Here is a 14017-nt window from a genome sequence, read left to right on the forward strand (position 1 = left end):
TAGGAAAAACCGTCCCGCCCCCCGTCTTTTATCTGAAGCCATGATACCATTTTCATGGCAGGCCTATCCAGTCACGTGCAATACCGTTCGATTACATGTTTCACTCCCTGCTGGATCGGGATTGTTTTATAATGAGGCGATAGAAGGTTGACATTGCTTTCATCGAGGTGGGTACTCACATGCCAAATCGCCATTTCTTTTCCTTTCACTTTCACAAGCATTCCAAGACACCGCTTAACGTTCAACTGTTCGAACAGTTGCAAACAGCCATCTTGCGCGGCGCCTTTCTCCAGGGAGACCAGCTTATTTCGCTTCGCGAGATGAAGGCGATCACCGGCTGTTCTTTGGAAACGGTGAAAAAAGCGTACGATTTGCTGGTCCAACATGAATGGGTAGAAGCCCTGCATGGAAAGGGGTATTTCCTCACCGCAAAAGCCAGGGAAATGCGACGCAGCGACCGGCTCCCTCTCGCTGATATTCCGCTCTTCTCATTGGCTGATTCTACACCCCCGCCAGGCGACGACTTGCTGCGACGACTGCGCTCTTCCTTTGCGGATAGCGTAAACGTGCTGACTGAACAGGCGGGGCAAAAGAAAATCCGAAGAATACAGGCTGCAGACGCCTATTGCGTACATTTGAACAGCCGGGGAATACCTGCCGCACCTGAGCGTCTGCTATTGTTTAACCGCAGTACAAGTGCATTTACCTTCGTTGTTCAGCAGCTTATGCAGAAAACAGATATCGTCTTTGTGGAAGAATACCATTACCCTGTATTTTCCTCTATGCTGAAACACTGCGGCATCACCGCAAAAGCGATCCCCCTGGACAGGGAAGGCATCGATATAGAAGCTTTGGAGGCCGCCACGAAAGCAGCTCCTCCCGGGTGGCTTTTGATCAATCCGCATCACCATTTTCCTACCGGGATCAGCTATTCCCGCAAGCGAAAAGAGTATTTGCTAGACTGGGCGGAAAGAAATCGCGTGACGCTTTTGGAAAACGACCATCACGGAGATTTGTGGTTTCGCAGACCAAGTCGCACGCTTTACCAGCTTGCAGTGGAAACAGGACGCTCAGTCCCCGTCTATACGCTTCATTCCTTTTCCAAAACGCTTGGGCGCGACCTTCAACTAGGGGCGCTCGTGCTTCCAAGCCAGCTTACGGAGGAGGAGCGTGAGCGTTTGCGGCAGCTCGTTTCCCTTACAGGTGCAGAGCCATCCTTGCTCATTTTGGAGGCGGCCGTTTCCCTCCTGAACGATCCGTGGTTTGCCGAAGTTTATCTGGCGGAAAGACGCTCTCTCTTTTTTGCCAGATGGCAATGCCTGCTTCAGGAACAGCCGCAAGCACTGCCGGCACATGCCCGCCTGCTGCCGATAAAAGGCGGACTCAATACGTGGATCGAGTGGGGGACGCCCAGTCCGCACGCTGCCGCACAGGAAGAACGGGTAATTACTCTCCTGCGCGAGGAGGGACTTGAACTTGCGGCAGGAAAGTCCTTTCGCCTTCCTGACGAACCAGAGGGACTGATCCGGCGGCCAGCCGTTCGCTTTCCGTTAGCTCCGCTGGACAAGCGGGAGCTGACGTATTGGCTGCAGCGCCTGGGAGCCATGCTCCTTCGTTAAAAATCCATCTTCACCGCTTGCTTTTCGTCTATTATACTTACATTGGTTCCTGACATACTAAGCGAAAGCCTTTTGCCCAATCAAACGGAGAGAACCGAGGATGATCGCGAATGATACGGAAAATTGTAGAGAAGCTCTACCTTGATCCCCCGAAAACCCTTGTCCTTGGTTTTGCCCTTATCATTCTGCTTGGTGCCTTTCTGCTCACGCTGCCTGTCGCGACGATCGACGGGGCGGGACTTTCCTGGCTGGATGCCTTGTTTACCTCTACGTCCGCCACATGCGTAACAGGATTGGTCGTCGTGGATACAGGCACGACATTTACTTTGTTCGGGCAGCTCGTGATCTTGAGCTTGATCCAGGTCGGCGGGCTCGGCTTCATGACCATCGCCACTTTTTTTGCTCTGATCATGCGCAAGCGAATTTCTTTGCGCGAGCGCCTTCTCCTGCAGGAATCCTTAAACCAGGTTTCGATTGAAGGGATTGTGCGCCTGGCAAAGCTGATCATTATTTTTACAGCTATCACCGAGGTTATCGGCGGATTGCTGCTGGCCCTGCGCTTTTCTTTTGACATGCCGGTCGGCAGAGCCTTTTACTACGGCTTTTTTCATGCCATCTCCAATTTTAACAACGCCGGCTTCGACTTGATGGGCGACTTCTCCAGCCTGACACGCTATGTATCGGACCCTGTTGTGACGTTGGTCGTCTGCGCCATGATCATTCTGGGCGGGATCGGCTTCATCGTCGTCAGCGAAGTGTTTGAATACCGTCAGACAAAGCGATTGTCGCTCCATACAAAAGTTGTTTTGTACACGACTGCCTGTCTGATCCTGATCGGTACCGGACTGATTTTTATACTGGAATACAACAATCCGAAGACGCTTCAGCCGCTTTCGCCATTGGGGAAGGTGCTCGGCTCCCTGTATCAGTCCGTCACGGCACGTACGGCAGGCTCAAACACGTTGAGCATCGGAGATATGCGGCAGTCTTCCCTGTTTCTCATCATCCTGTTGATGTTTATCGGGGCCTCTCCAGGGTCTACGGGAGGCGGTATCAAGACGACGACCTTCGCTACCCTGATCGGAGCCGTCATCGCCCAGATCAAAGGGAAGGAAGATGTGATTTTTTTCCGCCAGAGATTGCTGCCCCATGTCATCTATAAATCGCTGACTGTAACCGTCATCGGGATGCTTGTCGTCATCGTCGTAACGATGATCCTCACCATTACCGAAGCGGGTGCCGAATTTTTGATGATCCTGTTCGAGGTGACCTCCGCATTTGCCACAACGGGGCTTTCGATGGGACTTACCCCGCTGCTGACCCCGATCGGCAAGATCCTGATCATCCTGACCATGTTTGCAGGCAGGCTAGGCCCCCTTACCATCGCCTTTGCACTAGCCCAGCGAAAGCAAAAGGAATACTACCGCTATCCAAAAGGAAAAATCATGATTGGATAGCGAATAAAACAGCCCCGTCACTTCAGCCCAGAGGCCGAATGGACGGGGTTGTCGTTTTTCGCGCCAATAAATAGCCGGCAAGCAACAGGGCAAGGCTCCACGCTCCACTCACATAGAGCGGATCGATACCGGTCACAGGCAGCAGCAGCCAGCTCCAGACCAGTGCGAAAATCGGCGCGCCCCAAATCGCGACTGCTCCATAGCGCTCATGTACCGGCGTCAACTGAAACAGGAAGAAAAGCACGGGGAAAAATACCGTGACCCCTCTGAGCGTCATCGCCAGGAAGGCCCAATGAAGAATGAGTGCATGCTCATCCAGACAGACAAATGCGTAAGCCATCAAAATTACAACGATGATCAACAATCGTGAGAGGGCCAGATTTTTTTTGTCTGAGCGAAAGCGGTCCGTATATTTCTGGATGACATCCCGATTGAGAATCGTTGCGATGCTGAGTGTCAATGCGGCGCCTGTCATCACCACAGAAAGCAGGATAACGGCATATGCCCCACCGGCCAGCCATGTCGGGGAATGGAGCAGAAAGAACTGGGGAACGGCCTCGCGCGGTGAAAGCTGCGGATGCGTGTCATGCATATACATCCCGATCCATGCACTCACCAGACCGATCAAAATGATGACAACTCCCGCTGTCACGGCGCCTGTCCGGGCATCTGCGGCACTGCGGCTCGCGAAAATGGGCTGAAGATACGCCTGCGTAGAAAAAATGCCGACGATCATTGCTGCACCCTGCGCCCAGCCTATGCCTGCTTCCGGCACAGTCAGAGTGAAACGCCCTTCGCCCCACCAACGGATGTAGCTGTCTCCGCTCACTTGCCACCACAGCCAAGCGCCAGTCCCGACCAGCAGCAGTACAAGCATGGCTGTTTTTAACGTCCCGACGATGCTCGCTCCCATGAAACCGCCAGCCAGCACGTAAGCAAAAATTAAAAAGGACGGGATCAACGCCATAACAACCAACGGCCCTTTCCAGAAAACAGTGACGAACGGAAGGGCAGCCAGCAATTGTGCGATCACCTGGATAAACATGCCCAAGGATAAAAACAAGCTGGCTCCCAGTTGCGAGCGGCGACCGTATTGCCCTCCGACCAGCTCTGGCAGCGTCTCCACCCTCATCCGAATAAAGCGATTGGCAAACAGCCCAAGCAGCATGACCGCAACCCCGCCGCCCAGCGTAAACCAGATCGAAGCCAAGCCGTACTGAAAGGCAAGCTCTCCCGTTCCGACGATAGAGGTGCCGCCGACGAATCCACCTACCAGGGCTCCGGCAACCATCCCGGCTGACAAGGAGCCCCCTGCATTGCTAAAATCGCTGCTGCGCCGTACAGCTCGCTTCGCCACAACACCGGCAACGACTGTACACATCAAGACCGCAAGAAAACTGAGCAGAAATCCGATCGAGGACACGCTGTTCTCCCCTCTAATGCTGCTTTGTTGGGCCGCCACGGCAACACGTGGCGACATCTGTCAAAAGATTGAGTTAATGACTTTAGTATATTACAAGAATGAGTTCATTCACAATAAGGGTTTACCCTTCCAGTGATATGAGCCATAAAAAAGACCCTGCTTGCTGTCGGCACAACGACCTTTGCAAACAGGATCCCGTGTATTCTCTTTACTTGGAAACGGCGGAGCCGGAGAGTGCTTCGCACACCAGTCGGCCCATTTCTTTTGTTCCAATCGCTTTGCTTCTGTCTGCGGCGATGTCTCCGGTACGGTGTCCCGCTTCCAGTACGGACCAGACAGCACGCTCTACATCATCTGCCGCTTTGTCCATCCCAAAGGAGAGCCGGAGCATCATCGCTGCGGACAGGATCGTCGCCAACGGATTGGCGATTCCTTGTCCGGCGATGTCAGGCGCCGAACCGTGAACCGGTTCGTACAGGCCAAAGCTTCCCTCAGCGAGGCTTGCCGATGCCAGCATACCGATCGAACCGGTCAGCATGGCCGCCTGATCGCTCAAAATGTCCCCAAACATATTTTCTGTCACGATGACATCAAACTGCTTCGGAGCCCGGACCAACTGCATGGCGCACGCGTCTACCAGCATATGGGAGAGCTCGACGTCCGGATAATCGGCCGCTACCCGCTCTGTTACCTTCCGCCAGAGACGGGAGCTTTCGAGAACATTCGCCTTGTCTACCGAGACGAGGCGTTTTTGGCGCTTGCGGGCCACATCAAACGCGACGCGGACGATACGCTCGACCTCCGCCTCGTGATAGATGCATTGGTCTTCTGCCACTTCGCCGTTCGGTCCGTCGTAGCGTTTTTTCTCTCCGAAATAGATGCCGCCTGTCAGCTCCCGGACGACGATCAGATCGACGCCAGATACGACCTCCGGCTTGAGCGAGGACGCCTCTACCATCGAGGAATGCATGGTCGCCGGCCGAATATTCGCAAACAAGCCCAGCTCTTTGCGAATGCCGAGAAGCCCCGCTTCCGGACGAAGATGGCCGGGATTTTGATCCCATTTGGGACCGCCCACGGCACCCAGCATAACCGCATCCGCTTCTTTTGAGATCGCGATGGTTTCTGCTGGCAGCGGTGTTCCATCTGTGTCGATGGCGATACCGCCGATGCGTCCGTATTTGTAGTCAAATGTTACTCCTTCACGTTCTGCCACCAAAGAGAGAACCTTGACCGCTTCCTCCATGATTTCCGGTCCGATTCCGTCTCCGGGCAGGACTGCGATGCGATAGTTTTTTTTCATCTTCATCCCGCTTTTCTTTCAGTATCGTCTCATGCAAGTATGGTTGATCTCTTCCACGTATCGTTTTTCTTCTATTTATATATGGTTTCATGCAGCCGATTCATATCCGGCATCATATACAACCGAATCGTTTTACCGGCTGCGTTCGGTTTCCTATCATTTTTACCGTCTGCCGTACGCTTTGGTCTCTTCCACTCTATCCTCTTTACCGTTCGTCACACGCTCAGCTCGTCGCTGCTACCAGGGCCTCTCCGCGACGCTCCAGAATCTTGTTGATGGCCCGCACATAAGCAATGGCGCTCGCTTCCAGAACGTCCGTGCTTACGCCACGGCCGGTTACCGTAAGATCGCCCTGCTGCAAGCGGACAAACACTTCTCCGAGGGCATCCTGGCCTTGTGTTACCGAGAGAATTTTGTAATCGGTCAGACTGACCTCTTCACCCGTCGCCCGATCAATTGCCTTGTAAATGGAATCAACAGAACCGTTTCCGCATGCAGCCTCCTCGCATGTCGAACCATCTGCCCGCACCAGTCTTACGCTCGCGGTCGGTACGGAGAGGTTGCCGTAGGAAAGCTGTACGGACTCGAGGCGGTACATTTCCGTCCCGCGGACCATTTTTCCGTCAACCAGAGCCAGAATGTCATCGTCGCTGATCTCTTTCTTCTTGTCGCACAATTCCTTGAAGGAAGCAAAAGCCGCGTCGATCTCTTCCTGCTCCAGATGGTAGCCAAGCTCCACCAGCTTTTCTTTGAAAGCATGGCGGCCGGAGTGTTTGCCCAGCACCAGCTTGTTGGATTTGAAGCCGACGGATTCCGGACGAATAATTTCGTAGGTGGTCGCCTCTTTGAGCACGCCGTCCTGGTGAATTCCCGATTCGTGGGCAAACGCATTCGCCCCCACGACCGCCTTGTTCCCAGGCACGATCATCCCGGTCAAACGGCTGACCAGCTGACTGGTCCGGGCGATTTCCTTCAGATTCAGCTTGGTCGTCGCCTCGTAGAAATCCTTGCGAGTCTCAAGGGCGAGAGCCACTTCCTCCAACGCTGCGTTGCCTGCGCGCTCTCCGATACCGTTGATGGTTCCTTCCACTTGGGTCGCGCCCGCTTCCACTGCGGCGAGGCTGTTTGCCACCGCCATGCCCAAATCGTCATGGCAGTGACAGCTCAGGCGGATTCCTTCCACTCCGGGAACGCGCTGGCGCAGCTCGCGGAAGATGTTTCCGTACTGGTACGGTGTCATGTAACCGACTGTATCCGGGATGTTGACTGTGGTCGCGCCTGCTTTGATCACAGCTTCTACCACTTCGGCCAGAAAATCGATCTCGGTGCGGGCAGCATCCTCGGCGGAGAACTGCACTTCCGTAAAGTATTTCTTGGCGTATGTGACTGCTTCCACCGCTTTTTCCAGCACCTGCTCCTTGGACATGCGCAGCTTGTGCTCGCGGTGAATCGGCGATGTCGCCAAAAAGACGTGGAGGCAGGCGTTTTGCGCATGGCGCAGCGCTTCGTATGCCTTATCCATATCGCCCTTGACCGCGCGGGCCAGGCTGACAATGGTGGAATTTTTCACGCGCTTTGCCACTTCGGCCACGGACTTTTGGTCGCCCGGGGAGGCAGCGGCAAAACCCGCTTCAATTCTCGTAACGCCCAGCTTCTCTAGTTGTAGGGCGATCTCCACCTTCTCGTTCGTGCTGATGTTGACGCCCGGAGACTGCTCCCCGTCGCGCAGTGTTGTATCAAAAATCTCAATGGTCCGCATGAACTTTCCACCTCCACAAAAGTTGTTGTTTTGTTTTTTTTCTTATTTATTCAGCCAGGACATCATGCCACGCAGCTTCGCACCCACTTGCTCGATGCCGTGTTCTGCTTCCAGACGGCGGCGAGCATTGAAGCCAGGGCGGTTCGCCTGGTTTTCCAAGATCCAGTTGCGGGCGAATGTGCCGTCTTGGATTTCCGCAAGCACTTTTTTCATCTCTTTGCGAGTTTCGTCCGTGATGATGCGACGGCCTGTGCTGTAGTCGCCGTATTCGGCTGTGTCGCTGATGGAGTAGCGCATGCGGGCGAGTCCGCCTTCGTACATCAGGTCAACGATCAGCTTCAGCTCATGCAGACATTCGAAGTAGGCGATTTCCGGCTCGTATCCGGCTTCAACCAGTGTATCGAAGCCCGCTTTTACCAGCTCGCTCACGCCGCCGCACAGTACAGCCTGCTCACCGAACAGATCGGTTTCGGTCTCTTCGCGGAAGGACGTTTCGATGACGCCCGCCCGGGTGCAGCCGATGCCGCTTGCGTACGCCAGTGCCGTTTCCTTCGCTTTGCCGGAAGCATCCTGGTATACCGCGATCAGGCCTGGAACGCCGAAGCCCTCTTGATACACGCGGCGTACGAGATGGCCCGGGCTCTTTGGAGCAACCATGATCACGTCAACGTCTGCTGGAGGCACGATTTGCCCGAAGTGGATGTTGAAGCCGTGGGAGAAGCAAAGCGTCGCGCCCGCTTTCAGATTGCCTGCGATCTCGTCGCGGTATACTTGCGCCTGACGCTCATCCGGCATGAGGATTTGCACCACATCTGCACGGCTGGCCGCTTCCGCTACCGATACGACTTCAAAGCCGTCTTTTGCCGCTTGGTCCCAGGATTTCCCTTCACGAAGACCGACAATGACTTTATAACCGCTGTCGCGCAGGTTTTGTGCTTGCGCGTGGCCTTGGCTGCCGTATCCGATAATTGCTACCGTTTTTCCTCTCAGTGCCTCTTTGTTTACGTCTGCTTCATAGTACATAGTTACCATGTGTATAGCCTCCCTAAAAAAGTTTAGTTGTTATCATTATTCTGAATATGCTGGTTTATACGTTGGCCGGTACAGGCACAACACTGCGTGCCATTGCCATGGAACCGGTACGCGTCAGCTCAATGATACCGTAGGTTTGCAAAAGAACGAGCAAGGCGTCGATTTTTTCTGTATCCCCTGTTACCTGGACGATCAGCGAATTTGGACCTACATCGACGATTGCGGCCCGGAACGGCTCGACAATCCCGTTCAATTCGGCCAACTGGCTCGGGTTGGCACTTACTTTGATCAGTGCCAGCTCCCTGGATACAAAGCTGTTTGCGCTGAGGTTCGTAACATTGATCACATCAATCAATTTATAGAGCTGCTTCATTAATTGATCGATTTTTTGCTCGTCTCCCCCGGTGGTGATGATCATCCGGGACAGCCCCGCCTCTTCGCTTCCGCCGACAGTGATGCTGTCGATATTGAAGCCGCGCTGGCCAAACAGATTGGCGACACGCGTCAGCACGCCGGGTTGGTCATTGACGAGTACGGCAATCGTATGTCGCTGCATCTAGTCGTCCCCCAATACCATTTGATCTAATGTGTTGCCGGCAGCAACCATCGGATAGACGTTTTCTTCCTGGGCCACGCGGAAATCCACAACGACTGGACCGTCATGCCGGAGTGCTTCGGCCCAGACAGCTTCTGCCTCCTCTGGCGTCGATGCCCGCAAGCCCTTTACTCCGTAAGCCTCTGCCAATTTGACAAAGTCCGGGCTGCAGGTCAGATCGATCTGGCTGTAGCGGTTGTCGTAGAACAGCTCCTGCCACTGGCGAACCATTCCGAGACACTGGTTGTTGATGATGGCGACCTTGACCGGTACGCGATACTGGGCGAGAATTGCCAGCTCCTGGTTGGTCATCTGGAAGCCGCCATCCCCTACCACCGCGATAACTGTTCGCTCTGGATGTGCAATCTGCGCGCCGATCGCGGCCGGGAAGCCGAAGCCCATCGTGCCGAGACCGCCCGAGGAGATGAAGGAGCGGGTATGCTTGAACTTGTAGTACTGTGCCGTCCACATCTGATGCTGTCCGACGTCTGTCGTGACAATCGCTTCTCCATTCGTGGAGCGGTACAGCAGTTCAATCACCGCTTGCGGCTTCAAGACCTCGCCATCCTTTTTGTAGCTGTACGGCTTTTCTGCCTGCCACTTGTGCAGCTGCGCAATCCACTCCTCGGAGTCGCACCGGGAGATGAGCGGCAGCGCCTTTTGCAAGGTGCTCTTCACATCTCCGGTCACCTTTACGGCTGTGGAGACGTTTTTGCCAAGCTCCGCCGGATCGATGTCCACGTGGACGATGCGGGCTTTCGGAGCAAACTCCTTCGTCCGCCCCATCGTGATCCGGTCGTCGAAGCGGGCACCGAGCCCGATGACACAGTCAGCGTTGAGCAGCGCCTGATTGGCTGTGTAGGAGCCGTGCATTCCCGGCATTCCCAGAGACAGCTCGTGTACCCCTGGAAATCCGCCCAGCCCCATGAAGGTGTTGATGACCGGAATCCGCGCCGCTTCGGCGAAAGCGCGCAGCTCCTGATCGGCTCCGGCGGAAATGATCCCGCCGCCTGCCATGATTACGGGCCGCTTCGCCTTTGAAATCGCCTGAACGAAAGCCTCGACATCCTCGTCGCTCGGCACTACCTCGGCTTGATAGCCGCGAATTTCCACCTTTTCCGGATAGAAGAACGGCGCCTTGGCATTGCTGACGTCTTTCGGAATGTCGATCAGGACCGGTCCCGGGCGCCCTGTCGTTGCGATATGGAACGCTTCTTTGACGACTCGCGGAATGTCGCGGACGTCACGCACAAAGTAGCTGTGCTTCGTGATCGGGATCGTAATGCCCGTGATGTTGGCTTCCTGGAACGCATCCGTGCCGATCAGTTGCTGAGCCACGTTGCCTGTGATGCAAACGAGCGGAACGGAGTCCATCTGCGCCGTGGCAATCCCGGTTACGAGATTGGTAGCCCCCGGCCCGGATGTGGCGATGACCACGCCCGGCTTTCCTGTCGCCCGTGCATAGCCGTCGGCTGCGTGAATCGCGCCTTGCTCGTGCCGGGTCAGGATGTGCTTGAAGTAGCTGCCGTACAAAGAATCGTAAATCGGCAGGACCGCACCGCCCGGATAGCCAAAAATGTACTCCACTTGCTCCAGGATCAGGCTGCGCAGAAGCGTCTCCGCCCCTGTCACCTCCTCACCGAACTTGACCGGCGGCATGCCGTTCTTTCCTTGTAATTCGGCTGTTTGTACACTCATGTTTCTCTCCTCCTCCCACGGTCTCTTCATGTATTGAAAAAACCTATTGGCTAATAGAAAAACCCTTTCGCCCCGACACGGTTTTGTATGCCATGTCTGTTTGGGGCGAAAGGGTTCGCGGTACCACCCAACTTCATCGGCGCCTCACGGTCAGCCGATCTCAGCCAGTCGATTGAAGACTGCGACACGGTAACGGGTGTCAATCGGCCCTACCTACTAGCCGCTATGGCGGCAGCGACTTTCAGTAAGGCGGCTCGAAGGCGAGCAATGCTCTGCATTCTTTGCCCAGTTCTCATCATCCTGGGCTCTCTGTAAAAGAAGTGGCAGGCACCATCCTTGTCATAGCCGGTTTGAATCAATATTTTCAATATTTCATTGTTGTCTGAAAATAAAGTGTTATGTCTGATTATAGCCACGCGTCTAGGGGGTGTCAACGAGATAAAAAACATTTTGCCGGACTTTTGTCCGAACGAATGTTCAGTCAAAAACGGCTTCGCCGTGCGGTTTTTTCGTGTAAGCGGATTCACATTCTTTTCAAAAAATTTGCGCTGCCGCTGCATTTTCTCCGGCCCAGAGCCCCCTCCATCCTGCTTTCCGTCGAAAAACGAGTCAGGAGATTCCGATCCCTGCCCAGCAAAAAAGCCCGGGCTTTCCCGGACTTTCGGCATGGTCTCTCTTTACGCTTTCAGCCCATTTTTCTCCGCCATCCCTCTGATCAGCACCTTGGCTACCTCGGGTCGGGAAAATTCGGCTGGAGGCATCACTCCGTTGCGAAGCAGCTCCCTTACCTTTGTACCGGACAGCTTTACATGCTGCTTGCTGTCATGCGGGCAGGTCTTGCCTGTCGCCATTCCTTGGCATGCCTTGCAGTAGAAGCTGTGTTCAAAAAAGAGCAGTTGAATCCCCAGCTCCCCAGGCAAAAACTCGGAGAAAATGTGCTGTGCATCATAGGTTCCATAGTAATCTCCGACTCCGGCATGATCCCGCCCTACGATGAAATGGGTGCAGCCGTAATTTTTCCGCACCAAAGCATGAAACACCGCCTCTCTCGGCCCGGCATATCTCATCGCTGCCGGAAAAGAGGCCAAAAACACCCTGTCCCGCGGATAGTAATGCTCAAGCAGCACCTGATAGCTCTCCATCCGGACGACAGCCGGCACGTCGTCCGCCTTCGTTTCCCCCATCAGCGGATTCAGAAACAAGCCGTCGACGATTTCCAAAGCGGTCTTTTGGATGTACTCATGGGCCCGGTGGACCGGATTGCGTGTCTGAAACCCGACGACAGTCTTCCAGCCCTTTTCCTTGAATGCTTCCCTCGTCTCCGCCGGCGTGTAGTAGGTATCGGCAAACAGTGCGGGAATGGGTCTTTTCAGGACGTCGATCGGACCGCCAATGTACAGATCGGGCTTCTCAAACAGCTTTTTTACTCCGGGATGCTCCAGATCGTTTGTACGGAATACATGCAAGGCTTCTCGTCTTTTATCAGGCTTGTATTTGCTGTTAACCGTCAGCACTGCGTACACCGTACCATCTTCCCCCGCCAGCAGCACTTCGTCCCCGATCCCGACATCCCGCACAGTTCTCTCATCCACGGCGAGGGTGACCGGAATCGACCAGACCGTGCCGTTTTGCAAACGCATCGATTCGACAACAGACTCGTACTCCGCTTCTTCGAGAAAGCCGGTAAGCGGCGAAAACGCTCCGATGGCAATACAATCGATGTCTGACAGCGTCCAGCGATCCACCGTTATGACCTTGCGGCTTCCTTTCTGCGGCAACCTTTTTTCCGGCGATACGAGTCGATTGATCAAAATGCCACCGTGGGGCAGGCTGCACTGTTTCATCATCCTCATCTCCCATTGCTTATTTATGCAGTCCGCATTCTGTTTTCGAAAAACCGCTCCACCTGCCAGCACGGGGGTCCTCTCCCGGCATTACAGGCCGGGTGCAAACACTGCATCCAATACTCGGATAGTGGCGATCATGCAGAGGGTTGTAGACGACATCGTGGGACCGGATGTACGTCCAGACGTCTTCCTGAGTCCAATCCGCCAACGGGTTCAGCTTGACCAACTGAAATTTTTCATCCCACTCCACCTTTTTCGCATTTGCCCGCGTAGGGGCCTGCTCCCGCCGAATTCCTGTAATCCATGCGCTATATGTGGAAAGAATTTCTCGCAGCGGCTCTACCTTCCGAAGCTTGCAGCAGAGATTCGGTTCCCTTTCCCAGAGCTTGTCGCCGTATCTCTCCGCCTGTTCTTCCAGAGTGAGCGCTGGCAGCTTTTGAATGAATGAGATGCCATAACGCTCTTGCAAGCGATCCCTCGTCGACAGCGTTTCCGGAAAGTGTTTGCCTGTGTCGAGATAAAAGATTGGCGTTTTCGGGGCCAGCTTGTGCAGCATGTCGATCAAGACGACGTCTTCCGCACCGAAGCTGGATGCCAGGACAATCTCTGTCCCAAACTGTTCGATTCCCCATGCGAGCACATCCTGGGGGTGCTTGGTTTCCAGGCGGTAAGCTGTCACATTCAGCTCCGCGTCCGAAAACCTGCGTTGATGGGTCATGCGTTTACTCTCCCTTCCTGCTAGGCTTACCTCACATCATATGAGGAAAGCAGGCGGGTGGATATTCGTCCCGGCAAACAATTGCCCACCGGCAGCCAGTGAATTCTCCCGTCAGTGATCGACTTTCCCGGAGAGCAAAAAAGCGCCGCCGGATTTTTTCATCCAGACGGCGCTCTTGAATTTACTTGTCAGAGTTTTCGTTTTCGTAGGGAGCAAAGAAGCTGACCACCGGCATTGTGGCTGGTGTTGCCAGTGATGTTGTGGCTTGCGCTGCCGCTTGCCCCTCAGACTGGCTGCTGTCAGATACGGTGCTTTTTCCCAGGAACGAGGATGGCGGCACCACGTATGTTCCTTTATTTTCGCTCTCCTTGGCAAAGGCTCCTGTCGTCAGCATCGCCGAGCTCGCTACTGCCAGAAGGCCCAACATCATCCATTTGTTCTTTTTCATCTGTTCTAACACTCCTATCCAGGATTTTCTTTCACGCTCTCATCGTAACGCATCTGCATGGAGGCCAGAAACGGACGGGAGATGGGTTTTATTTCCTCCCGGAGACGGATGCATCGGC

The 14017-nt window shown here is 54.6% G+C and carries 12 protein-coding genes; 2 read left to right on the forward strand and 10 right to left on the reverse strand.

What is annotated here, in order from left to right; genetic code table 11:
• Positions 1-179: 179 nt before the first annotated feature.
• Together V5G20_RS20125 and V5G20_RS20130 are read left to right on the forward strand one after the other, a co-directional pair.
• Positions 180-1619: a PLP-dependent aminotransferase family protein gene (locus V5G20_RS20125; protein WP_338461949.1), complete on the forward strand. Its 1440-nt coding sequence runs from the start codon at positions 180-182 to the stop codon at positions 1617-1619.
• 110 nt (positions 1620-1729) lie between these two features.
• A complete protein-coding gene (locus V5G20_RS20130) occupies positions 1730-3076 on the forward strand; it encodes a TrkH family potassium uptake protein (protein WP_338461951.1) in 1347 nt (448 codons plus the stop codon).
• Between the two features lie 22 nt (positions 3077-3098).
• Here V5G20_RS20130 and V5G20_RS20135 read toward each other — a convergent pair whose 3' ends face one another.
• From V5G20_RS20135 to V5G20_RS20180, 10 genes are all read right to left on the reverse strand, one after another.
• Positions 3099-4499: a sodium:solute symporter family protein gene (locus V5G20_RS20135; RefSeq protein WP_003387807.1), complete on the reverse strand. Its 1401-nt coding sequence runs from the start codon at positions 4497-4499 to the stop codon at positions 3099-3101.
• Between the two features lie 208 nt (positions 4500-4707).
• On the reverse strand, positions 4708-5802 hold the full coding sequence (gene leuB, locus V5G20_RS20140; protein ID WP_024984402.1) for a 3-isopropylmalate dehydrogenase: 1095 nt from the start codon (positions 5800-5802) through the stop codon (positions 4708-4710).
• Between the two features lie 223 nt (positions 5803-6025).
• A complete protein-coding gene (locus tag V5G20_RS20145; RefSeq protein ID WP_003387809.1) occupies positions 6026-7561 on the reverse strand; it encodes a 2-isopropylmalate synthase in 1536 nt (511 codons plus the stop codon).
• 42 nt (positions 7562-7603) lie between these two features.
• Positions 7604-8593 (reverse strand): ketol-acid reductoisomerase, encoded by a 990-nt coding sequence (gene ilvC / locus V5G20_RS20150; protein WP_003387810.1) that lies wholly within the window; start codon positions 8591-8593, stop codon positions 7604-7606.
• A gap of 55 nt (positions 8594-8648) precedes the next feature.
• Positions 8649-9149: an acetolactate synthase small subunit gene (ilvN, locus tag V5G20_RS20155; protein ID WP_003387811.1), complete on the reverse strand. Its 501-nt coding sequence runs from the start codon at positions 9147-9149 to the stop codon at positions 8649-8651.
• Positions 9150-10886 carry a biosynthetic-type acetolactate synthase large subunit gene (gene ilvB, locus V5G20_RS20160; protein ID WP_003387812.1) on the reverse strand — a complete coding sequence of 579 codons (1737 nt, stop codon included), beginning with the start codon at positions 10884-10886 and terminating at the stop codon, positions 9150-9152. It abuts the gene before it with no gap.
• A gap of 209 nt (positions 10887-11095) precedes the next feature.
• Complete coding sequence (locus tag V5G20_RS20165; protein ID WP_003387813.1) at positions 11096-11554, reverse strand: hypothetical protein; 459 nt, start codon at positions 11552-11554, stop codon at positions 11096-11098.
• Between the two features lie 9 nt (positions 11555-11563).
• A complete protein-coding gene (gene sat, locus V5G20_RS20170) occupies positions 11564-12730 on the reverse strand; it encodes a sulfate adenylyltransferase (protein WP_338463487.1) in 1167 nt (388 codons plus the stop codon).
• Between the two features lie 19 nt (positions 12731-12749).
• Entirely contained in the window at positions 12750-13451 is a 702-nt protein-coding gene (locus V5G20_RS20175) for a phosphoadenylyl-sulfate reductase (protein WP_003387816.1), read from the reverse strand.
• Positions 13452-13632: 181 nt separating this feature from the next.
• Positions 13633-13899 (reverse strand): hypothetical protein, encoded by a 267-nt coding sequence (locus V5G20_RS20180; protein ID WP_003387817.1) that lies wholly within the window; start codon positions 13897-13899, stop codon positions 13633-13635.
• Between the last annotated feature and the right edge of the window lie 118 nt (positions 13900-14017).

The organism is Brevibacillus borstelensis, from assembly GCF_036700025.1.
Classification (GTDB): Bacteria; Bacillota; Bacilli; order Brevibacillales; family Brevibacillaceae; genus Brevibacillus; species Brevibacillus borstelensis.